Source organism: Paenirhizobium selenitireducens ATCC BAA-1503, from assembly GCF_900492185.1.
Lineage (GTDB): Bacteria > Pseudomonadota > Alphaproteobacteria > Rhizobiales > Rhizobiaceae > Allorhizobium > Allorhizobium selenitireducens_A.
Window position 1 is genome coordinate 28,111 of record NZ_UEYP01000015.1, and the last position, 21,784, is coordinate 49,894.

Sequence of the window (21,784 nt, forward strand, 5' to 3'; positions counted from 1 at the left end):
ATGGCTGCACGTTGGTATATCGTCCACGCTTATTCCAATTTTGAAAAGAAGGTCGCGGAAGACATCGAGCACAAGGCTCGACAGAAGGGGCTTGATCACCTCTTCGAGAAGATCCTTGTCCCGACCGAGAAGGTCGTCGAAATCCGTCGCGGCCGCAAGGTCGACAGCGAGCGCAAGTTCTTCCCCGGTTATGTGCTGGTGCGGGCGAACCTGACCGACGAGGCCTATCACCTGATCAAGAACACGCCGAAGGTCACTGGTTTCCTCGGTTCCGACAACAAGCCGGTGCCGATCCCGGATTTCGAAGCCGAGCGCATCCTGGGCCAGGTCCAGGAGGGCGTCGAGCGTCCCAAGTCCTCCGTCTCCTTCGAGATCGGCGAGCAGGTTCGCGTATCCGACGGCCCGTTCGCTTCGTTCAACGGTGTCGTTCAGGATGTCGACGAGGAGCGTTCGCGTCTCAAGGTCGAGGTTTCGATCTTCGGTCGCGCGACCCCGGTCGAGCTGGAATACGGTCAGGTCGAAAAGGTCTGATCGGCAGGGGTCGTTGAGACTCCGAAAAGCGCGTGGGAGTGCGAGGGTCTGAAGCCGGGCCCGTCAAACGCACCACGCAACCGCAGCCGCCGGTTTGAACCGGCACATCTGGGCCGGGCAACCGGTCCTCATCGAAAGGCAGAGAGATATGGCTAAGAAAGTTGCAGGCCAGCTCAAGCTCCAGGTCAAGGCAGGATCGGCGAACCCGTCCCCGCCGATCGGCCCGGCCCTTGGTCAGCGTGGCATTAACATCATGGAATTCTGCAAGGCGTTCAATGCCGCTACGCAGGAAATGGAAAAGGGTATGCCGATCCCGGTCGTCATCACCTATTACCAGGACAAGTCCTTCACCTTCGCTATGAAGCAGCCGCCGGTTACCTACTGGCTGAAGAAGGAAGCAAAGATCACCTCCGGCTCGAAGACGCCGGGCAAGGGTGCGAAGGTCGGAACCATCACCAAGGCTCAGGTCCGTGCGATCGCCGAAGGCAAGATGAAGGACCTGAACGCAGCCGACGTCGATGGCGCAATGGCAATGGTCGAGGGCTCTGCCCGCTCCATGGGCCTGGAAGTGGTAGGTTGATCATGGCTAAGCTCGCAAAGCGCATGCAGAAGATCCGCGAAGGCGTTGACCCGACGAAGCTCGTCGCTCTGTCGGACGCCATCGCAATGGTCAAGGAACGGGCCGTCGCCAAGTTCGACGAAACCGTTGAAATCGCGATGAACCTCGGCGTCGATCCGCGTCACGCCGACCAGATGGTTCGCGGCGTTGTCAACCTGCCGAACGGCACCGGCCGCGACGTTCGCGTCGCCGTCTTCGCACGTGGCGCCAAGGCTGATGAAGCCAAGGCTGCTGGTGCAGACATCGTCGGCGCCGAAGACCTCGTCGAAATCGTCCAGGGTGGCAAGATCGACTTCGATCGTTGCATCGCCACTCCGGACATGATGCCGCTCGTCGGTCGTCTCGGTAAGGTGCTCGGCCCGCGTGGCATGATGCCGAACCCGAAGGTCGGCACCGTCACCATGGACGTCGCTGGCGCCGTCAAGGCTTCCAAGGGTGGTGCGGTCGAGTTCCGCGTCGAGAAGGCTGGTATCATCCATGCCGGTATCGGCAAGGCCTCCTTCGACGCCAAGGCGCTCGAAGAAAACATCAAGGCTTTCGCCGACGCCGTCGTCAAGGCGAAGCCGGCTGGCGCGAAGGGCAACTACGTCAAGCGCGTGGCCATCTCCTCGACCATGGGCCCGGGCGTCAAGATCGATCCGGCGACCGTTTCGGCCTGATAGAATTTCTCCGGAGCTTCGGCTTCGGGAACAACGAATTCCTGGCCCCTCGGGGCCGGGAATTTCCGGGGAAACCCGGAATTCCTGTCCGAGATTGCGGGTGGCCTTGCGGCCTTAATATTCACCTGCATGAGACGGGGTAAGACCCGATATTTAAACGTCTGATGACGTCTTGAAGTTCGGTTCGAGCCTTATTCGCCTTGGCGCGGAAGCATAGCTTCGGCGCGAGGGGACAGGATCCTCAAGCGTCGCTTGGGATCTCGGTAACCTGGATCCCTTGAGGCAAAAGGCAAACCCGGTGGGGCCTGCAGGATTGCGGTCCCATCAACTGGAGACAGACAGTGGAAAGAGCGGAAAAACGCGAATTCGTCACGGAGCTGAACGAAGTCTTCAAGACTTCCGGTTCGGTTGTCGTGGCCCACTATGCTGGTGTCACGGTTGCGCAAATGAACGACTTCCGTTCGAAGATGCGCGCAGCTGGCGGTACCGTCAAAGTCGCGAAGAACCGCCTGGCCAAGATCGCTCTTCAGGGCACGGAGTCGGAAGAGATGTCGGATCTCTTCAAGGGTCAGACGCTGATCGCATTCAGCGAAGACCCGATTGTGGCTCCGAAGGTCGTCATGGATTTCGCCAAGACCAACGACAAGCTCGTTGTTCTCGGTGGTGCCATGGGGGCAACCAAGCTCAACGCCGAAGCAGTCAAGTCGCTTGCGACCCTGCCTTCGCTCGACGAGCTGCGCGCGAAGCTGCTGGGCCTTCTCAATGCCCCGGCAACCCGCGTCGCCACGGTTGTTGCAGCACCGGCAAGCCAGCTTGCCCGCGTGTTCGCAGCCTATGCCAAGAAGGACGAAGCCGCGTAAGGCGGTTTTTCGCTGTTCATACCCTAATCGTTCGTTTCGAACCGAACCTACTAAGGAAATAGTAAAATGGCTGATCTCGCTAAGATCGTTGAAGACCTCTCCTCGCTGACCGTTCTGGAAGCTGCTGAGCTTTCCAAGATGCTCGAAGAAAAGTGGGGCGTTTCCGCCGCTGCTCCGGTAGCTGTCGCTGCTGCTGGCGGCGGTGCTGCTGCAGCTCCGGCTGAAGAAGAAAAGACCGAGTTCGACGTTATCCTCGTTGACGCTGGCGCCAACAAGATCAACGTCATCAAGGAAGTCCGCGCCATCACCGGCCTGGGCCTCAAGGAAGCCAAGGACCTCGTCGAAGGCGCTCCGAAGGCTGTCAAGGAAGCTGTTTCGAAGGCTGAAGCCGCTGACCTCAAGAAGAAGCTCGAAGACGCTGGCGCCAAGGTTGACGTCAAGTAAGTCTGGATTGGCGTTTGGGAGACGGCATCCGCCGTCTCCCATTCGTCTTTTCTTCTGGAACGAATTACCCAAAAGCCCGTCAAACGGCTTTTGGGTAATGGGTTCTCAAGAGGATGGTCCTTGATCGAGGCACCCGGCAATCCGGCCGGCGGCTTCGGAACCAGGACGAGATTGAACGATCCATTGATTGACGGAACCGACTGGCCAGCGGTTTCCGTCTGTTGCAGGCCCGGATGCAAATTGACAAGGAGCGACGATGGCTCAGACCCTTTCCTTTAATGGTCGCAGGCGCGTACGCAAGTTTTTTGGAAAAATTCCAGAAGTGGCGGAAATGCCGAACCTCATCGAGGTTCAGAAGGCTTCCTATGATCAGTTCCTCATGGTCGACGAGCCGGTTGGCGGCCGTCCCGACGAGGGGCTTAATGCCGTTTTCAAGTCCGTCTTCCCGATCACCGACTTCTCCGGTGCTTCGATGCTGGAATTCGTCTCCTATGAATTCGAGCAGCCGAAGTTCGACGTCGACGAATGCCGCCAGCGCGACCTGACCTATGCAGCCCCGCTCAAGGTGACGCTGCGCCTCATCGTGTTCGATATCGACGAGGATACGGGCGCCCGTTCGATCAAGGACATCAAGGAACAGTCGGTCTACATGGGCGATATGCCGCTCATGACCAACAACGGTACCTTCATCGTCAACGGCACCGAGCGCGTCATCGTCTCGCAGATGCACCGTTCGCCGGGCGTTTTCTTCGACCACGACAAGGGCAAGAGCCACTCGTCGGGCAAGCTTCTGTTTGCGGCCCGCGTCATCCCCTATCGCGGCTCCTGGCTCGACATCGAATTCGACGCCAAGGACATCGTCCACGCCCGTATCGACCGTCGCCGCAAGATCCCCGTGACCTCGCTGCTGATGGCGCTCGGCATGGACGGCGAAGAAATCCTCTCGACCTTCTACACCAAGTCGACCTATGTCCGTGACGGCAAGGGCTGGCGCATTCCTTTCGTTCCGGAAACGCTGAAGGGTGCCAAGACCATCTCCGACATGATCGACGCCGACACCGGCGAAGTCGTGGTCGAAGGCGGCAAGAAGCTCACCCCGCGCCTGCTGCGTCAGCTGCAGGACAAAGGCCTGAAGGCCCTGAGGGCGAGCGACGAGGACCTCTACGGCAATTATCTCGCCGAAGACATGGTCAACATGGCGACCGGCGAGATCTATCTCGAAGCCGGCGACGAGATCGACGAGAAGTCCCTGCCGCAGATCCTCGAATCCGGCTTTGGCGAAATCCCGGTTCTGGGCATCGACCACATCAATGTCGGCGCCTACATCCGCAACACGCTGGCTGCCGACAAGAACGAGAACCGTCAGGACGCTCTGTTCGATATCTACCGCGTCATGCGCCCGGGCGAACCGCCGACCATGGAATCGGCCGAAGCCATGTTCAACTCGCTGTTCTTCGACAGCGAGCGTTACGACTTGTCGGCCGTCGGTCGCGTCAAGATGAACATGCGTCTCGACCTCGATTGCCCGGACACCGTGCGCGTCCTGCGCAAGGAAGACATCCTGGCGGTGGTCAAGATGCTGGTCGAACTGCGTGACGGCAAGGGCGAGATCGACGACATCGACAATCTCGGCAACCGCCGTGTGCGTTCCGTCGGCGAACTGATGGAGAACCAGTACCGTCTCGGCCTGCTGCGCATGGAGCGCGCCATCAAGGAACGCATGTCGTCGATCGAGATCGACACCGTCATGCCGCAGGACCTGATCAACGCCAAGCCGGCGGCCGCCGCCGTTCGCGAATTCTTCGGCTCCTCGCAGCTGTCGCAGTTCATGGACCAGGTGAACCCGCTCTCGGAAATCACCCACAAGCGCCGTCTTTCGGCCCTTGGACCGGGTGGTCTGACCCGCGAGCGCGCCGGCTTCGAAGTCCGCGACGTTCACCCGACCCATTACGGCCGTATTTGCCCGATCGAAACGCCGGAAGGCCCGAACATCGGTCTGATCAACTCGCTCGCCACCTTTGCCCGTGTCAACAAGTACGGTTTCATCGAGAGCCCGTACCGCAAGATCATCGACGGCAAGGTGACGAAGGATGTCGTCTACCTGTCGGCCATGGAAGAAGCGAAGTACTACGTCGCGCAGGCTAATTCCGAGCTCACCCCCGACGGCCAGTTCGTCGAAGAGTTCGTCGTTTGCCGGCATGCCGGCGAAGTCATGCTGTCGCCGCGCGACACCATCAACCTGATGGACGTTTCGCCGAAGCAGCTCGTATCGGTCGCAGCAGCGCTCATCCCGTTCCTGGAAAACGACGACGCCAACCGCGCTCTCATGGGCTCGAACATGCAGCGTCAGGCCGTGCCGCTGGTGCGCGCCGAAGCGCCGTTCGTCGGCACGGGCATGGAGCCGATCGTCGCGCGTGACTCCGGCGCCGCCATTGCCGCTCGTCGCAGCGGCGTGGTCGACCAGGTCGACGCGACCCGTATCGTTATCCGTGCAACCGAAGATCTCGAAGCCGGCAAGTCCGGCGTCGACATCTACCGCCTGCAGAAGTTCCAGCGTTCCAACCAGAACACCTGCGTCAACCAGCGTCCGCTGGTCACCGTCGGCGACGTTCTGAACAAGGGCGACATCATCGCGGACGGTCCGTCGACCGACCTCGGCGACCTGGCCCTCGGCCGCAACGCGCTCGTCGCGTTCATGCCGTGGAACGGCTACAACTACGAAGACTCGATCCTGATGTCGGAACGCATCGTCGCTGACGACGTGTTCACCTCCATCCACATCGAGGAATTCGAAGTGATGGCCCGCGACACCAAGCTTGGTCCGGAAGAAATCACCCGCGACATTCCGAACGTCTCGGAAGAAGCGCTGAAGAATCTCGACGAAGCCGGTATCGTCTACATCGGTGCTGAAGTTCAGCCGGGCGACATCCTGGTCGGCAAGATCACGCCGAAGGGCGAAAGCCCGATGACGCCGGAAGAAAAGCTCCTGCGCGCCATCTTCGGCGAAAAGGCCTCGGACGTTCGCGACACTTCCATGCGCATGCCTCCGGGCACCTTCGGCACGATCGTCGAGGTTCGCGTTTTCAACCGCCACGGCGTTGAAAAGGACGAACGTGCGATGGCGATCGAGCGCGAGGAAATCGAACGCCTGGCCAAGGACCGCGACGACGAACAGGCGATCCTCGACCGCAACGTCTACGGCCGCCTGCTCGACATGCTGCGTGGCCAGATGGCGGTCGCCGGCCCGAAGGGCTTCAAGAAGGGCGTCGAGCTGTCGAACGGCGTCATCTCTGAGTATCCGCGTTCGCAGTGGTGGATGTTCGCCGTCGAGGACGAGAAGGTCCAGGGTGAGATCGAAGCCCTGCGTGGCCAGTACGACGAGTCGAAGTCGCTGCTCGAGCATCGCTTCATGGACAAGGTCGAAAAGGTTCAGCGCGGCGACGAAATGCCTCCGGGCGTCATGAAGATGGTCAAGGTCTTCGTCGCTGTGAAGCGCAAGATCCAGCCGGGCGACAAGATGGCCGGCCGTCACGGCAACAAGGGCGTTGTCTCGCGCATCGTTCCGGTCGAAGACATGCCGTTCCTCGAAGACGGAACGCACGTCGACATCTGCCTTAACCCGCTCGGCGTGCCTTCGCGCATGAACGTCGGCCAGATCCTCGAAACCCATCTGGCCTGGGCTTGCGCCGGCATGGGCAAGAAGATCGGCGATATGCTGGAGGCTTACCACAAGTCGCTCGACATCACCGAGCTGCGTACCGAACTCACCGACATCTATGCGAGTGAATCGCATGACGAGGTGAAGCGCTTCGACGACGAGTCGCTGGTTCGTCTGGCCGAGGAAGCCAGGCGCGGCGTATCGATCGCCACGCCGGTCTTCGACGGTGCGCACGAGCCTGACGTCGCTGCCATGCTGACCCGCGCCGGTCTCGATCCGTCGGGCCAGTCGGTTCTCTATGACGGCCGTACCGGCGAGCAGTTCGACCGCAAGGTCACCGTGGGCTACATGTACATGATCAAGCTCAACCACTTGGTCGATGACAAGATCCACGCCCGTTCGATCGGTCCGTACTCGCTCGTCACGCAGCAGCCGCTGGGCGGCAAGGCGCAGTTCGGCGGTCAGCGCTTCGGGGAAATGGAAGTCTGGGCGCTCGAAGCCTACGGCGCCGCCTACACCCTGCAGGAAATGCTGACTGTGAAGTCGGATGACGTGGCTGGCCGTACCAAGGTCTACGAGGCGATCGTCCGCGGCGACGACACCTTCGAGGCGGGCATTCCGGAGAGCTTCAACGTTCTCGTCAAGGAAATGCGCTCGCTGGGTCTCAGCGTCGAGCTCGAGAACTCGAAGGTCGACGAGGCGGCAGCCGGCCAGCTGCCCGACGCGGCGGAATAACAAGTTGACAAGGGCGTGCGGGGGCTTCCTCGCACGCCATTCCCGCCTTGATCCGGTCGGACCGGGGCAGGGAAGTTTCGCCGCATTTGGCGGTTATTGTCATTTAAGGGTCCGGTTCGGCATCCCGGGAATTTGCCGGCACCGCGATCCCATTGAGGGCTCTTCTGCCCCATCAAGGAGACAGGCATGAACCAAGAGGTCATGAACCTTTTCAACCCGTCGGTACCGGCGCAGCACTTCGATTCCATCCGGATTTCGATTGCCAGCCCGGAAAAGATTCTTTCGTGGTCGTATGGCGAGATCAAGAAGCCGGAAACGATCAACTATCGTACCTTCAAGCCGGAACGCGACGGTCTGTTCTGCGCGCGCATCTTCGGGCCGATCAAGGACTACGAGTGCCTGTGCGGCAAGTACAAGCGCATGAAGTACAAGGGCATCATCTGCGAAAAGTGCGGCGTCGAAGTCACGCTGTCGCGCGTTCGCCGCGAGCGCATGGGCCATATCGAGCTCGCAGCGCCCGTTGCCCATATCTGGTTCCTGAAGTCGCTTCCCTCGCGCATCTCGACGCTGCTCGACATGACGCTGAAGGATGTCGAGCGCGTTCTCTACTTTGAGAACTACATCGTCACCGAGCCGGGCCTCACCGCCCTCAAGGAGCACCAGCTCCTCTCGGAAGAAGAATATATGCTGGCCGTGGATGAATATGGCGAAGACCAGTTCACCGCGATGATCGGCGCCGAGGCGATCTACGAGATGCTCGCCTCGATGAACCTCGAGAAGATCGCTGGCGATCTGCGTGCCGAACTGGCTGAGACCACTTCGGATCTCAAGCAGAAGAAGCTGATGAAGCGCCTGAAGATCGTCGAGAACTTCATGGAATCCGGCAACCGTCCGGAATGGATGATCATGAAGGTCGTCCCGGTCATCCCGCCGGACCTGCGCCCGCTGGTGCCGCTCGACGGCGGCCGCTTCGCGACCTCCGACCTGAACGATCTCTATCGTCGCGTCATCAACCGTAACAACCGTCTGAAGCGCCTGATCGAGCTTCGTGCGCCGGGCATTATCATCCGCAACGAAAAGCGCATGCTGCAGGAATCTGTGGACGCGCTGTTCGACAACGGCCGCCGCGGCCGCGTCATCACGGGTGCCAACAAGCGTCCGCTGAAGTCGCTGTCCGACATGCTCAAGGGCAAGCAGGGCCGCTTCCGTCAGAACCTACTCGGCAAGCGCGTCGACTATTCCGGCCGTTCGGTCATCGTGACCGGCCCGGAACTGAAGCTGCACCAGTGCGGCCTGCCGAAGAAGATGGCGCTCGAACTGTTCAAGCCGTTCATCTATGCCCGCCTCGACGCCAAGGGTTACTCCTCGACCGTCAAGCAGGCCAAGAAGCTGGTCGAAAAGGAAAAGCCGGAAGTCTGGGATATCCTCGACGAGGTCATCCGCGAGCATCCGGTTCTCCTGAACCGTGCACCGACGCTGCACCGTCTGGGCATCCAGGCTTTCGAACCGATCCTGGTCGAAGGCAAGGCCATCCAGCTGCACCCGCTCGTCTGCACGGCCTTCAACGCCGACTTCGACGGCGACCAGATGGCCGTTCACGTTCCGCTGTCGCTCGAAGCCCAGCTTGAAGCCCGCGTGCTGATGATGTCGACCAACAACATCCTGCACCCGGCCAACGGCGCACCGATCATCGTTCCGTCTCAGGACATGGTTCTCGGCCTCTACTACCTGTCGATCCAGAACCAGAACGAGCCGGGCGAGGGCATGGCCTTCTCCGACATGGGCGAACTGCAGCATGCCCTGGAAAACAAGGTCGTTACCCTGCACTCCAAGGTGAAGGGCCGCTTCAAGACGGTTGACGCCGAAGGCAAGCCGGTTTCGAAGATCTATGAAACGACCCCGGGTCGCATGATCATCGGCGAACTTCTGCCGAAGAACGTCAACGTGCCGTTCGACATCTGCAACCAGGAAATGACCAAGAAGAACATCTCCAAGATGATCGACACGGTCTACCGCCATTGCGGCCAGAAGGACACGGTCATTTTCTGCGACCGCATCATGCAGCTCGGCTTCAGCCACGCCTGCCGCGCCGGCATTTCGTTCGGCAAGGACGACATGGTCATTCCGGAAACCAAGGCGAAGATCGTCGGTGACACCGAGTCCTTGGTCAAGGAATACGAACAGCAGTACAATGACGGTCTGATCACCCAGGGTGAGAAGTACAACAAGGTCGTCGACGCCTGGGGCAAGGCAACCGAAAAGGTCGCCGAGGACATGATGGCCCGCATTAAGGCCGTCGAGTTCGATCCGGAAACGGGTCGCCAGAAGCCGATGAACGCCATCTACATGATGTCGCACTCGGGTGCCCGCGGTTCTCCGAACCAGATGCGCCAGCTGGGCGGCATGCGCGGCCTCATGGCCAAGCCGTCGGGCGAAATCATCGAGACGCCGATCATCTCGAACTTCAAGGAAGGCCTGACCGTTAACGAGTACTTTAACTCGACCCACGGTGCCCGTAAGGGTCTTGCAGACACGGCCTTGAAGACCGCGAACTCCGGCTACCTGACCCGTCGTCTGGTCGACGTGGCACAGGATTGCATCGTCAACCTCGTGGATTGCGGCACCGACAAGGGCCTGACCATGACGGCGATCGTCGATGCCGGTCAGGTCGTGGCATCGATCGGTGCGCGCGTCCTGGGCCGTACGGCGCTCGACAACATCGACCATCCGGTCACCGGCGAGCGTATCGTTGATGCCGGCCGCATGATCCTCGAGGCCGATGTCGTCGAGATTGAAAAGGCTGGTATCCAGTCGATCCGCATCCGCTCCGCTCTGACCTGCGAAGTCCAGACGGGCGTCTGCTCGATCTGCTACGGCCGAGATCTGGCCCGCGGCACGCCGGTCAACATGGGCGAAGCCGTCGGCGTCATCGCGGCACAGTCGATCGGCGAGCCGGGCACCCAGCTCACCATGCGTACCTTCCACCTGGGCGGTACCGCGACCGTGGTCGACCAGTCGTTCCTGGAAGCCTCGTACGAAGGTACGGTGCAGATCAAGAACCGCAACATGCTGCGCAATTCCGAAGGCAATCTCATTGCCATGGGCCGCAGCATGGCCGTGACCCTCCTCGACGAGCGTGGCGTCGAGCGCTCCTCGCAGCGCGTGGCCTACGGTTCGAAGGTCTTCGTCGATGATGGCGACAAGGTGAAGCGCGGCCAGCGTCTGGCCGAGTGGGACCCCTATACCCGTCCTATGATGACGGAAGTCGAAGGCATCGTGCATTTCGAGGACGTCATCGACGGTCTCTCGGTGCTCGAGGCGACCGACGAGTCGACCGGCATCACCAAGCGTCAGGTCATCGACTGGCGTTCGACCCCGCGCGGTTCGGACCTCAAGCCGGCGATCGTCATCAAGGACGCCTCCGGAAACGTGCTGAAGCTGTCGCGTGGTGGCGAAGCCCGCTTCCAGCTTTCGGTCGACGCGATTCTCTCGGTCGAACCGGGCCAGAAGGTCTCCCAGGGTGACGTTCTCGCGCGTTCGCCGCTGGAAAGCGCCAAGACCAAGGACATCACCGGCGGTCTGCCGCGTGTTGCCGAACTGTTCGAGGCCCGTCGTCCGAAGGACCACGCCATCATCGCTGAGATCGATGGTACGATCCGCCTCGGCCGCGACTACAAGAACAAGCGTCGCGTCATCATCGAGCCGGCGGAAGACGGCGTCGAGCCGGTCGAATACCTGATCCCGAAGGGCAAGCCCTTCCATCTTCAGGACGGCGACTATATCGAAAAGGGTGACTACATCCTCGACGGTAACCCGGCACCGCACGACATCCTGGCGATCAAGGGCGTCGAGGCACTCGCCTCGTACCTGGTCAACGAGATCCAGGAAGTCTACCGCCTGCAGGGCGTCGTGATCAACGACAAGCACATCGAGGTGATTGTTCGCCAGATGCTGCAGAAGGTCGAGATCACCGATGCTGGCGACAGCCAGTACATCGTCGGCGACAATGTCGACCGGATCGAACTGGACGACAACAACGAGCGTCTGATCGAGGAAGGCAAGAAGCCGGCTTACGGCGAACCGGTCCTTCTCGGCATCACCAAGGCTTCGCTGCAGACCCCGTCGTTCATCTCGGCCGCATCCTTCCAGGAGACCACTAAGGTTCTCACGGAAGCTGCCATCGCCGGCAAGACCGACACCCTGCAGGGCCTCAAGGAGAACGTCATCGTCGGCCGCCTGATCCCGGCTGGAACCGGCGGCACCATGACGCAGATCCGCCGCATCGCTTCCTCGCGCGACGAACTCATCCTCGAGGAACGCCGCAAGGGCACGGGCGCCGATCTGGCCACCCCGATGCTGCAGGATCTGGCCTCGGCCGAAGAGGCTCCGGCCGCCGAATAAGGGCCGCCGACCTGCGGGCGATTATGTCGCATCGCAAGTTTGACGAATGACAGGCGCCCGGGGCTTCCGGGCGCCTTTTTTGTTTGCACCCTCCAAGCCCTGGCTCTATTCATTGATCTGGAACAAGGCTGCACATTATAATCATTCTAAAATGATCTTCGTTCACAACCGAACGGAGGCTATAATGAAAAGCTTATTTACTTCGGCCGCAGTCCTGGTCCTGGCAACGACGGCATTTGCTGCCGATCCTGCCCCGGCAGATTTGCGGGCGTCAGCCCTGGAAATTTTCAAGCCCCTGCCGTCAACCACGCCGGCAGTGACCAACAACCCGATCACCCCCGACAAGATCGCGCTCGGAAAGGCGCTGTTCTTCGATCCGAGGATTTCGGCTTCGGGCGTTTTCTCGTGCAATTCTTGCCACAATCTCGGCACCGGTGGCGACGACAATCTCGAAACCTCGATCGGCCACGGCTGGCAGAAGGGTCCGCGCAACTCGCCGACGGTGTTCAACGCCGTCTTCAACAGCGCCCAGTTCTGGGACGGCCGGGCCGACGACCTGGCGGCACAGGCCAAGGGCCCGGTCCAGGCCGGTGTTGAAATGGCCAACACGCCCGATCAGGTCGTTGCCACGCTGAAATCCATGCCGGACTATGTCACCTGGTTCAAGGCGTCCTTCCCCGGCGAGGAAGATCCGGTGACCTTCGACAACTTCGCCAAGGCGATCGAGGCCTTCGAAGCGACCCTGATCACGCCGGCACCCTTCGACGCCTTCCTGAACGGCGATGATAACGCCATGACGGCGGATCAGCAGAAGGGCCTGGCGCTCTTCATCGACAAGGGATGCTCGTCCTGCCATGCCGGCATCAATCTGGGCGGTGAGGGCTATTTCCCCTTCGGCCTGATCGAAAAGCCCGGCGCCGACGTGCTGCCGGAAAACGACAAGGGACGCTTCGCCGTCACCGCGACGGCCGACGACTCCTACGTGTTCCGCGCGGCTCCGCTGCGCAACGTGGCGATGACCGCACCCTATTTCCACTCAGGTAAGGTCTGGGATCTGAAGCAGGCTGTCGGTATCATGGGCGTGTCGCAGTTGGGCGAGGACATCAACGATGCCGAAGCCGATCTGATCGTGGCCTTCCTCGGCGCGCTGACCGGCAAGTTTCCGGAAGTCACCTATCCGATCCTGCCCGCGGAAACCGGCACGACGCCGCGTCCGAGCGGCGAGGTGATCGCCAAGTAGCGGGGCTTCAAGCGCGCATGCAAAAGGGCCGCCCGGCCATCGGGCGGCCCTGAACATTTCCGGCCGAACCGGCCGACAGATCAGTTGAAGCGGATGATGGCCACTTCGCCTTCCAATGCGCCCTGATAGGCGGAGGCATGCGGCTCCTCGTTCGGGGCGCCGGTGATCATGCCGATCTGGTCGAGATCGGCTTCGAGGAAGCCCTCTTCCGACAGGGCATTGAGTGCGAGCCGCACGGCCGTGTCGTCGTCCGGTGCAGCCAGCATGACATGCAGGTCGATGCCTTCGCCACCCTCGACCTCGTAGGCCTTGGCGATAATGATGAAGACCATCGGTTCGTCTGGGGAATTGTCGTTGTCGGGGCTGGAGATCATGGCCTGGTCTTCTTTTGATGGCGTTGCGTGATTCCCCGGCCTTTCGAATCATATGCGGCGGGGAGGGGAGTTGACGACTGCCCCCGCGACTATTTAAGACTTCCGCCAACAAATCCCAAACCAATTTGTTCCCATCGTGGGGGATTCACCCCGGACACCCGCCAAGCCCTGCCGTTGCGGGCCTTCAAGCCACTATTTTGCGATAGAGACTTGACGTCTACGGGTGAAAACAGTAGTACGCCCCCCATCGGAGCCTATGTGAGGCTAGGCTTTTCGGAACGTCGCGTTCCGGAGTTCGCCTCAAACAGGGTTCTTTTCGCACGTTGACGACACAAATGCTGCACGCAAGACGCACTCGACGTGCGTCCTCTGCCTTTTGTGGTCCATCCGTTGAATTCGGATTGGGCCACATTTTGCGCATGAGTAAATCGTGTGATCACTGCCGGTAACGGTTAAACCGAGGCTCGAGAGAGTCTTAGAGACATGAATTTGCAAGGGATGGTTATATGCCTACCGTAAACCAGCTTATCCGCAAGCCGCGTCAGGCACAGGTAAAGCGCAACAAGGTTCCTGCCCTGCAGGAAAACCCGCAGAAGCGTGGTGTTTGCACCCGCGTTTACACCACGACCCCGAAGAAGCCGAACTCGGCTCTGCGTAAGGTTGCCAAGATCCGCCTGACCAATGGCTTCGAAGTCATCGGCTACATCCCGGGCGAGGGTCACAACCTGCAGGAACACTCCGTCGTCATGATCCGTGGCGGCCGCGTCAAGGACTTGCCGGGCGTTCGTTACCACATCATCCGCGGCGTACTCGATACCCAGGGCGTCAAGAACCGCAAGCAGCGCCGCTCCAAGTACGGTGCGAAGCGTCCGAAGTAATTCGGTTATCATTTTTCCGGCGCTGCGCGAGGTTCTCCGCGTGATAAAGCGTCCCAACAAGTTGAGAGACAAAGCATGTCCCGTCGCCACAGTGCAGAAAAGCGCGAGATCAACCCGGACCCGAAGTTCGGCGATCTGGTTGTCACCAAATTCATGAACGCCATCATGCTTCACGGCAAGAAGTCGGTCGCTGAAAGCATCGTCTACGGTGCGTTTGACAGCGTTCAGGCCAAGACCAAGCAGGAGCCGATCACGATCTTCCATCAGGCGCTCGAAAACATCGCGCCGCATGTCGAAGTCCGTTCGCGCCGCGTTGGTGGTGCGACCTACCAGGTCCCGGTCGATGTTCGTCCGGAGCGCCGCCAGGCTCTCGCCATTCGCTGGCTGATCACCGCTGCTCGCAAGCGCAACGAGACCACCATGGTTGATCGCCTGTCGGGCGAACTCATGGATGCCGCGAACAATCGCGGTTCTGCTGTCAAGAAGCGCGAAGACACGCACAAGATGGCCGACGCCAACCGCGCGTTCTCGCATTACCGCTGGTAATCTGAACCGATCGAATATTGAAAGGCAGTCCACAATGGCTCGCGAATATAAAATCGAAGACTACCGCAACTTCGGCATCATGGCGCATATCGACGCCGGCAAGACGACGACCACCGAGCGTATTCTCTATTACACCGGTAAGTCGCACAAGATCGGCGAAGTGCATGACGGCGCTGCCACCATGGACTGGATGGAGCAGGAGCAGGAACGCGGTATCACCATCACGTCCGCTGCCACCACGACCTTCTGGAAGGGTCGCGACGGCAAGATGCGCCGCTTCAACATCATCGACACCCCCGGCCACGTCGACTTCACCATCGAAGTCGAGCGTTCGCTGCGCGTTCTCGACGGTGCGATCGCCCTCCTCGACGCCAATGCCGGCGTTGAGCCGCAGACGGAAACCGTCTGGCGCCAGGCCGAGAAGTATCATGTTCCGCGCATGATCTTCTGCAACAAGATGGACAAGACCGGTGCTGACTTCTACCGCTCGGTGGAAATGATCAAGACCCGTCTTGGCGCAACCGCCGTCGTCATGCAGTTGCCGATCGGTGCGGAATCCGATTTCAAGGGCGTCGTCGATCTGATCGAGATGAATGCTCTGATCTGGCGCGACGAATCGCTCGGCGCCGCCTGGGATGTCGTCGAGATCCCGGACGACCTGAAGGAAAAGGCCGAAGAATATCGCGAAAAGCTGATCGAGACGGTTGTCGAAGTCGACGAACAGGCGATGGAAGACTACCTCAACGGCATCATGCCGGACAATGAGAAGATCCGTTCGCTCGTTCGCCGTGGCACCATCGACGTCAAGTTCCACCCGATGTTCTGCGGTACCGCCTTCAAGAACAAGGGCGTGCAGCCTCTGCTCGACGCTGTTGTCGAATACCTGCCTTCGCCGCTGGACATTCCGGCTATCAAGGGCATCGACTTCAAGACCGAAGCCGAAATCGAGCGTCATGCCGATGACAGCGAGCCGCTCGCCATGCTCGCCTTCAAGATCATGAACGACCCCTTCGTCGGTTCGCTGACCTTTGCTCGTATCTATTCCGGCAAGCTCGAAAAGGGCGTTTCGGTTCTGAATACGGTCAAGGACAAGCGCGAGCGCGTCGGCCGCATGCTGCAGATGCATTCCAACAGCCGTGAAGACATCGAAGAAGCCTTCTCGGGCGACATCGTCGCTCTGGCCGGTCTCAAGGAAACCACCACCGGCGACACGCTCTGCGATCCGCTGAAGCCGGTTATCCTCGAACGCATGGAATTCCCGGAGCCGGTCATCCAGATCGCGATCGAGCCGAAGTCCAAGGGCGACCAGGAAAAGATGGGCCTCGCGCTCAACCGCCTGGCAGCTGAAGACCCGTCTTTCCGCGTCAAGACCGACCAGGAATCCGGCCAGACGATCATCGCCGGCATGGGCGAACTTCACCTCGACATTCTCGTCGACCGCATGCGTCGCGAGTTCAAGGTTGAAGCCAACGTCGGTGCTCCGCAGGTTGCCTACCGCGAAACCATCACGCGTCAGCACGAAGAAGACTACACCCACAAGAAGCAGTCGGGTGGTACCGGTCAGTTCGCGCGCGTCAAGCTCGTGTTCGAACCGAACCCGGACGGCGACGAGTTCAAGTTCGAATCGAAGATCGTCGGTGGTGCTGTTCCGAAGGAATACATCCCGGGCGTTCAGAAGGGCATCGAAAGCGTTCTGTCTTCGGGTCCGCTCGCGGGCTTCCCGATGCTCGGCGTCAAGGCAACCCTGATCGACGGCGCCTACCACGACGTTGACTCCTCGGTCCTCGCCTTCGAAATCGCCTCGCGTGCTTGCTTCCGTGAAGCAGCCAAGAAGGCCGGTGCCCAGCTTCTTGAGCCGATGATGAAGGTCGAAGTCGTCACCCCGGAAGATTACGTCGGTGACGTTATCGGCGACCTGAACTCGCGTCGCGGCCAGATCCAGGGCCAGGAAAGCCGCGGCATCGCCGTGGTGATCAACGCCCACGTGCCGCTCGCCAACATGTTCAAGTATGTCGACAACCTGCGCTCCATGTCGCAGGGCCGCGCCCAGTACTCGATGGTGTTCGATCACTACTCGCCGGTACCGAGCAACGTCGCAGCTGAAATCCAGGCAAAGTATTCCGGTCAGAAGTGATCGGAATACATTCCAAGCCTTAAAGAATAAACGGAATTTCCCGCAAGCGGGACCAAGAATGGAGAGCCGAAAATGGCAAAGAGTAAGTTTGAGCGCAATAAGCCGCACGTCAACATCGGTACGATCGGCCACGTCGACCATGGCAAGACGTCCCTGACGGCAGCGATCACCAAGTACTTCGGTGAATTCAAGGCCTATGACCAGATCGACGCGGCACCGGAAGAAAAGGCCCGCGGCATCACCATTTCGACGGCGCACGTCGAATACGAGACGGCGAACCGCCACTACGCCCACGTCGACTGCCCCGGCCACGCCGACTACGTCAAGAACATGATCACCGGTGCTGCCCAGATGGACGGCGCGATCCTGGTTTGCTCGGCTGCCGACGGCCCGATGCCGCAGACCCGCGAGCACATCCTGCTCGCCCGTCAGGTCGGCGTTCCGGCAATCGTCGTCTTCCTCAACAAGGTCGACCAGGTCGATGACGCCGAGCTTCTCGAGCTCGTCGAGCTGGAAGTGCGCGAACTCCTGTCGTCCTACGACTTCCCCGGCGACGAGATCCCGATCATCAAGGGTTCGGCACTGGCCGCTCTCGAAGATTCGGACAAGAAGATCGGCGAAGACGCGATCCGCGAACTGATGGCGGCAGTTGACGCCTACATCCCGACGCCTGAGCGTCCGATCGACCAGCCCTTCCTGATGCCGATCGAAGACGTGTTCTCGATCTCGGGCCGTGGTACGGTTGTCACCGGCCGCGTCGAGCGTGGCATCGTCAAGGTTGGCGAAGAAGTCGAGATCGTCGGCATCCGTCCGACCACCAAGACGACGGTGACCGGCGTTGAAATGTTCCGCAAGCTGCTCGACCAGGGTCAGGCCGGCGACAACATCGGCGCTCTGATCCGCGGCGTTGCCCGTGACGGCGTCGAGCGTGGCCAGATTCTCTGCAAGCCGGGTTCGGTCAAGCCGCACAAGAAGTTCATGGCCGAAGCCTACATCCTGACGAAGGAAGAAGGCGGCCGTCATACGCCGTTCTTCACCAACTACCGTCCGCAGTTCTACTTCCGCACCACCGACGTGACGGGCATCGTCTCGCTGCCGGAAGGCACGGAAATGGTCATGCCGGGCGACAACGTCACGGTTGAAGTCGAACTGATCGTGCCGATCGCGATGGAAGAAAAGCTGCGCTTCGCCATCCGCGAAGGCGGCCGCACCGTCGGCGCCGGCATCGTCGCCTCGATCATCGAGTAATCGATTGACGAATAGCCGGCGGCAGTGTATGTCGCCGGCCAGAACAGAGTCGGATGGTGATTTGCATCGTCCGATTCTTGCGCTGCATTTTCCGGTCAGCTCTTGCGATCGGGGCGGGCAGGGCACCTCATGCTTTATAAGTGACAGGGACACCCCGCGGTGTCCCTGTGATTTTTGAAAATCAGGGGCCGGCCAGCAATTCGTAATTCACTGTCTCTGCGCATGCGAGACGCAAGAAAAGAAACAAGGATAAGTCGAATGAACGGCCAGAATATCCGCATCCGCCTCAAGGCGTTTGATCACCGGGTTCTCGATGCCTCTACGCGGGAGATCGTCTCGACCGCAAAGCGCACCGGTGCAAGCGTTCGCGGCCCGGTACCGCTCCCGACCCGCATTGAAAAGTTCACCGTGAACCGGTCGCCCCACGTCGACAAGAAGAGCCGTGAACAGTTCGAGATGCGCACCCATAAGCGCCTGCTCGACATCGTTGATCCGACCCCGCAGACCGTTGACGCCCTGATGAAGCTCGACCTGGCTGCCGGCGTAGACGTCGAGATCAAGCTCTAAGAAAAAGATTCCGGCGAGAGCCGAAATAACAAGGAAGGTACGTGGCAAGACCTGCCAACGACTTCTCGAAACGGGAAACCTGATAGTCCGGAAGGGCTTGAATGGAATCCTTAAACAAAGAGGCAAGCTTCGGGTTCTTCGGAACCTGGTGCGACTCTCAAGAGGAATGAACCAATGCGTTCAGGTGTGATTGCACAGAAAGTGGGAATGACCCGCGTCTACAACGACGCCGGCGAGCATATCCCCGTAACAGTTCTGCGTCTGGATAACGTACAGGTCGTTGCCCAGCGTACGGCCGAGAAGAACGGCTATGTCGCCGTGCAGCTCGGCGCCGGCCAGGCAAAGGTCAAGAATACGTCGAAGGCCATGCGCGGCAATTTTGCCGCGGCCAGCGTCGAGCCGAAGGCGAAGCTCGTCGAGTTCCGTGTCTCGGAAGAAAACCTCATCGACGTCGGCACCCAGCTCACCGCCGGCCATTTCGCCGCGGGTCAGCTGGTCGACGTGACCGGCACCACCATCGGTAAGGGTTTTGCCGGCGCCATCAAGCGCCATAACTTCGGCGGCCTGCGTGCAACGCACGGCGTGTCGGTATCGCACCGTTCGCACGGTTCGACCGGTTCCAACCAGGATCCGGGTCGCGTGTGGAAGGGCAAGCGCATGGCCGGTCACATGGGTCAGACCCGCGTCACCACCCAGAATCTGGAAGTCGTTTCGACCGATGAAGATCGCGGTCTGATCCTTGTGAAGGGTGCCGTTCCCGGCTCCAAGGGTTCCTGGATCATCGTGCGCGACGCCGTCAAGTCGGCAGCGAAGTAAGGGAGCCACACCATGGAATTGAACGTCACGACCCTCGAGGGCAAAGACGCCGGCAAGGTTTCCCTGTCGGATGCGATCTTCGGTCTCGATCCGCGCGAGGACATTCTCGCCCGCATGATCCGCTACCAGCTCGCCAACAAGCGCCAGGGTACGCACAAGACGAAGACCCGTGCGGAAGTTTCCCGCACCGGCGCCAAGATGTACAAGCAGAAGGGCACCGGCCGGGCGCGTCACCATTCGGCACGCGCTCCGCAGTTCCGCGGCGGCGGCAAGGCTCATGGCCCGGTTGTTCGCAGCCACGCCCATGATCTGCCGAAGAAGGTTCGCGCCCTTGCCCTGCGCCATGCGCTCTCGGCCAAGCTCAAGTCGGAAGACTTGATCATCGTCGATCAGCTGACGGCTGCGGAAGCCAAGACCAAGGCTCTGGTCGGCAACTTCGCCACCCTCGGCCTCACCAATGCTCTGGTCATCGGCGGCGCCGAGATCGACAGCAACTTCAAGCTCGCAGCGGCAAACATCCCGAACATCGATGTTCTGCCGGTTCAGGGCATCAACGTTTACGACATCCTGCGTCGCGGCAAGCTCGTGCTTTCCAAGGCTGCGGTTGAAGCTCTGGAGGAGCGGTTCAAATGACTGATCTTCGCCACTACGATGTGATCGTCTCTCCGTCGATCACGGAAAAGTCGACCATGGTATCCGAACAGAACCAGGTTGTCTTCAACGTCGCCAAGGGTGCCAGCAAGCCGGAAATCAAGGCTGCTGTCGAAGCGCTCTTCGGTGTCAAGGTCACCGCTGTGAACACGCTGGTCCGCAAGGGCAAGGTAAAGCGTTTCCGCGGCTTCGCCGGCAAGCAGAAGGACGTCAAGAAGGCGATCATCACGCTCGCCGAAGGTCAGTCCATCGACGTGTCGACGGGCGTCTGAGGTAGGGAACAAGAACAATGGCATTGAAACATTTCAATCCGATCACGCCGAGCCAGCGCCAGCTCGTCATCGTCGACCGCGCCAGCCTCTACAAGGGCAAGCCGGTCAAAGCGCTGACGGAAGGTCTGTCCAAGAGCGGTGGCCGTAACAACCTCGGCCGCATCACCGCCCGCTTCATCGGCGGTGGTCACAAGCGCACCTATCGTCTGGTTGACTTCAAGCGTCGCAAGTTCGAGGTCGAAGGCACCGTCGAGCGTCTGGAATACGACCCGAACCGCACCGCGTTCATCGCGCTGGTGAGCTATGCCGATGGCGAGCAGGCCTACATCCTGGCGCCGCAGCGTCTCGCCGCCGGTGACAAGGTCATCGCGTCCGAGAAGGCTGTCGACGTCAAGCCCGGCAACGCCATGCCGCTGCAGTACATCCCGGTCGGCTCGATCGTGCACAACGTCGAAATGAAGCCGGGCAAGGGTGGTCAGATCGCTCGCTCTGCAGGCACCTATGTCCAGCTGGTCGGCCGCGATGCCGGCATGGCAATCCTTCGCCTGAATTCCGGTGAACAGCGTCTGGTCCCCGGCTCGTGCCTGGCCACCATTGGCGCCGTTTCCAACCCGGACCACGGCAACATCAACGACGGTAAGGCCGGTCGTACCCGCTGGCGTGGCAAGACCCCGCACAACCGCGGTGTCGTCATGAACCCGGTCGACCACCCGCACGGTGGTGGTGAAGGCCGCACCTCCGGTGGCCGCCACCCGGTTTCGCCGTGGGGCAAGCCGACCAAGGGCAAGCGGACTCGCTCGAACAAGTCGACCGACAAGTTCATCATGCGCTCCCGCCACCTGAAGAAGAAGTAAGAGAGGTTAGTCAGAAATGGCTCGTTCAGTATGGAAAGGCCCGTTTGTTGACGGCTATCTTCTCAAGAAGGCTGAGAAGGTTCGTGAGGGCGGTCGTAGCGAAGTGATCAAGATCTGGAGCCGTCGCTCCACGATCCTGCCGCAGTTCGTCGGTCTCACCTTCGGCGTCTACAACGGCAGCAAGCATGTTCCGGTCAGCGTCAACGAAGACATGGTCGGACACAAGTTCGGTGAATTCTCTCCGACCCGGACCTATTACGGTCACGGTGCGGACAAGAAGGCGAAGAGGAAGTAACA

The 21,784-nt window shown here is 60.4% G+C and carries 19 protein-coding genes; 18 read left to right on the forward strand and 1 reads right to left on the reverse strand.

The window, feature by feature from the left end:
* The 8 genes from nusG (at position 1) to RHIZ70P_RS19065 (ending at position 13,147) form a co-directional block, all read left to right on the forward strand.
* On the forward strand, positions 1–531 hold the full coding sequence (gene nusG, locus RHIZ70P_RS19030) for a transcription termination/antitermination protein NusG (protein ID WP_115672051.1): 531 nt from the start codon (positions 1–3) through the stop codon (positions 529–531).
* Between the two features lie 148 nt (positions 532–679).
* On the forward strand, positions 680–1,111 hold the full coding sequence (gene rplK / locus RHIZ70P_RS19035) for a 50S ribosomal protein L11 (RefSeq protein ID WP_115672052.1): 432 nt from the start codon (positions 680–682) through the stop codon (positions 1,109–1,111).
* A 2-nt stretch (positions 1,112–1,113) separates the two neighbouring features.
* Positions 1,114–1,809 (forward strand): 50S ribosomal protein L1, encoded by a 696-nt coding sequence (rplA, locus tag RHIZ70P_RS19040; RefSeq protein ID WP_115672053.1) that lies wholly within the window; start codon positions 1,114–1,116, stop codon positions 1,807–1,809.
* A gap of 341 nt (positions 1,810–2,150) precedes the next feature.
* Positions 2,151–2,669: a 50S ribosomal protein L10 gene (rplJ, locus tag RHIZ70P_RS19045; protein WP_115672054.1), complete on the forward strand. Its 519-nt coding sequence runs from the start codon at positions 2,151–2,153 to the stop codon at positions 2,667–2,669.
* Positions 2,670–2,735: 66 nt separating this feature from the next.
* A complete protein-coding gene (gene rplL, locus RHIZ70P_RS19050; RefSeq protein WP_115672055.1) occupies positions 2,736–3,113 on the forward strand; it encodes a 50S ribosomal protein L7/L12 in 378 nt (125 codons plus the stop codon).
* Between the two features lie 256 nt (positions 3,114–3,369).
* Complete coding sequence (gene rpoB, locus RHIZ70P_RS19055) at positions 3,370–7,506, forward strand: DNA-directed RNA polymerase subunit beta (RefSeq protein WP_115672056.1); 4,137 nt, start codon at positions 3,370–3,372, stop codon at positions 7,504–7,506.
* Positions 7,507–7,692: 186 nt separating this feature from the next.
* On the forward strand, positions 7,693–11,907 hold the full coding sequence (rpoC, locus tag RHIZ70P_RS19060; RefSeq protein WP_115672057.1) for a DNA-directed RNA polymerase subunit beta': 4,215 nt from the start codon (positions 7,693–7,695) through the stop codon (positions 11,905–11,907).
* 184 nt (positions 11,908–12,091) lie between these two features.
* Complete coding sequence (locus RHIZ70P_RS19065; RefSeq protein ID WP_115672058.1) at positions 12,092–13,147, forward strand: cytochrome-c peroxidase; 1,056 nt, start codon at positions 12,092–12,094, stop codon at positions 13,145–13,147.
* 80 nt (positions 13,148–13,227) lie between these two features.
* Here RHIZ70P_RS19065 and RHIZ70P_RS19070 read toward each other — a convergent pair whose 3' ends face one another.
* Positions 13,228–13,521: a transcriptional regulator gene (locus tag RHIZ70P_RS19070; protein ID WP_115672059.1), complete on the reverse strand. Its 294-nt coding sequence runs from the start codon at positions 13,519–13,521 to the stop codon at positions 13,228–13,230.
* A 506-nt stretch (positions 13,522–14,027) separates the two neighbouring features.
* On the opposite strand from RHIZ70P_RS19070, the gene rpsL reads away from it, so the two are divergent.
* From rpsL to rpsS, 10 genes are all read left to right on the forward strand, one after another.
* The gene (rpsL, locus tag RHIZ70P_RS19075) at positions 14,028–14,399 is read left to right on the forward strand and encodes a 30S ribosomal protein S12 (protein ID WP_003507760.1); all 372 of its coding nucleotides are present in this window, start codon (positions 14,028–14,030) and stop codon (positions 14,397–14,399) included.
* 75 nt (positions 14,400–14,474) lie between these two features.
* The gene (rpsG, locus tag RHIZ70P_RS19080; RefSeq protein ID WP_115672060.1) at positions 14,475–14,945 is read left to right on the forward strand and encodes a 30S ribosomal protein S7; all 471 of its coding nucleotides are present in this window, start codon (positions 14,475–14,477) and stop codon (positions 14,943–14,945) included.
* A gap of 34 nt (positions 14,946–14,979) precedes the next feature.
* Positions 14,980–17,079 carry an elongation factor G gene (gene fusA / locus RHIZ70P_RS19085; RefSeq protein ID WP_115672061.1) on the forward strand — a complete coding sequence of 700 codons (2,100 nt, stop codon included), beginning with the start codon at positions 14,980–14,982 and terminating at the stop codon, positions 17,077–17,079.
* Between the two features lie 72 nt (positions 17,080–17,151).
* Positions 17,152–18,327, forward strand: coding sequence for an elongation factor Tu (tuf, locus tag RHIZ70P_RS19090; protein ID WP_115672049.1), 1,176 nt, complete (start codon positions 17,152–17,154; stop codon positions 18,325–18,327).
* A 258-nt stretch (positions 18,328–18,585) separates the two neighbouring features.
* Positions 18,586–18,894: a 30S ribosomal protein S10 gene (gene rpsJ / locus RHIZ70P_RS19095; protein ID WP_006728688.1), complete on the forward strand. Its 309-nt coding sequence runs from the start codon at positions 18,586–18,588 to the stop codon at positions 18,892–18,894.
* A gap of 174 nt (positions 18,895–19,068) precedes the next feature.
* Entirely contained in the window at positions 19,069–19,710 is a 642-nt protein-coding gene (gene rplC / locus RHIZ70P_RS19100; RefSeq protein WP_115672062.1) for a 50S ribosomal protein L3, read from the forward strand.
* Positions 19,711–19,722: 12 nt separating this feature from the next.
* Positions 19,723–20,343: a 50S ribosomal protein L4 gene (gene rplD, locus RHIZ70P_RS19105; protein ID WP_115672063.1), complete on the forward strand. Its 621-nt coding sequence runs from the start codon at positions 19,723–19,725 to the stop codon at positions 20,341–20,343.
* Positions 20,340–20,633: a 50S ribosomal protein L23 gene (locus RHIZ70P_RS19110; RefSeq protein WP_115672064.1), complete on the forward strand. Its 294-nt coding sequence runs from the start codon at positions 20,340–20,342 to the stop codon at positions 20,631–20,633. The genes rplD and RHIZ70P_RS19110 overlap by 4 nt, the downstream gene beginning before the upstream one ends.
* 17 nt (positions 20,634–20,650) lie before the next feature.
* Complete coding sequence (gene rplB / locus RHIZ70P_RS19115; protein ID WP_115672065.1) at positions 20,651–21,487, forward strand: 50S ribosomal protein L2; 837 nt, start codon at positions 20,651–20,653, stop codon at positions 21,485–21,487.
* A gap of 16 nt (positions 21,488–21,503) precedes the next feature.
* Positions 21,504–21,782, forward strand: coding sequence for a 30S ribosomal protein S19 (gene rpsS / locus RHIZ70P_RS19120; RefSeq protein ID WP_028735901.1), 279 nt, complete (start codon positions 21,504–21,506; stop codon positions 21,780–21,782).
* Positions 21,783–21,784: the final 2 nt, after the last annotated feature.

Bases quoted from the DNA above. Each gene is read 5' to 3' on its own strand.
- nusG (WP_115672051.1), top strand. From the start codon at position 1: ATGGCTGCACGTTGGTATATCGTCCACGCTTATTCCAATTTTGAAAAG.
- rplK (WP_115672052.1), top strand. From the start codon at position 680: ATGGCTAAGAAAGTTGCAGGCCAGCTCAAGCTCCAGGTCAAGGCAGGA.
- rplA (WP_115672053.1), top strand. From the start codon at position 1,114: ATGGCTAAGCTCGCAAAGCGCATGCAGAAGATCCGCGAAGGCGTTGAC.
- rplL (WP_115672055.1), top strand. From the start codon at position 2,736: ATGGCTGATCTCGCTAAGATCGTTGAAGACCTCTCCTCGCTGACCGTT.
- rpoB (WP_115672056.1), top strand. From the start codon at position 3,370: ATGGCTCAGACCCTTTCCTTTAATGGTCGCAGGCGCGTACGCAAGTTT.
- rpoC (WP_115672057.1), top strand. From the start codon at position 7,693: ATGAACCAAGAGGTCATGAACCTTTTCAACCCGTCGGTACCGGCGCAG.
- RHIZ70P_RS19065 (WP_115672058.1), top strand. From the start codon at position 12,092: ATGAAAAGCTTATTTACTTCGGCCGCAGTCCTGGTCCTGGCAACGACG.
- RHIZ70P_RS19070 (WP_115672059.1), bottom strand. From the start codon at position 13,521: ATGATCTCCAGCCCCGACAACGACAATTCCCCAGACGAACCGATGGTC.
- rpsL (WP_003507760.1), top strand. From the start codon at position 14,028: ATGCCTACCGTAAACCAGCTTATCCGCAAGCCGCGTCAGGCACAGGTA.
- rpsG (WP_115672060.1), top strand. From the start codon at position 14,475: ATGTCCCGTCGCCACAGTGCAGAAAAGCGCGAGATCAACCCGGACCCG.
- fusA (WP_115672061.1), top strand. From the start codon at position 14,980: ATGGCTCGCGAATATAAAATCGAAGACTACCGCAACTTCGGCATCATG.
- tuf (WP_115672049.1), top strand. From the start codon at position 17,152: ATGGCAAAGAGTAAGTTTGAGCGCAATAAGCCGCACGTCAACATCGGT.
- rpsJ (WP_006728688.1), top strand. From the start codon at position 18,586: ATGAACGGCCAGAATATCCGCATCCGCCTCAAGGCGTTTGATCACCGG.
- rplC (WP_115672062.1), top strand. From the start codon at position 19,069: ATGCGTTCAGGTGTGATTGCACAGAAAGTGGGAATGACCCGCGTCTAC.
- rplD (WP_115672063.1), top strand. From the start codon at position 19,723: ATGGAATTGAACGTCACGACCCTCGAGGGCAAAGACGCCGGCAAGGTT.
- RHIZ70P_RS19110 (WP_115672064.1), top strand. From the start codon at position 20,340: ATGACTGATCTTCGCCACTACGATGTGATCGTCTCTCCGTCGATCACG.
- rplB (WP_115672065.1), top strand. From the start codon at position 20,651: ATGGCATTGAAACATTTCAATCCGATCACGCCGAGCCAGCGCCAGCTC.
- rpsS (WP_028735901.1), top strand. From the start codon at position 21,504: ATGGCTCGTTCAGTATGGAAAGGCCCGTTTGTTGACGGCTATCTTCTC.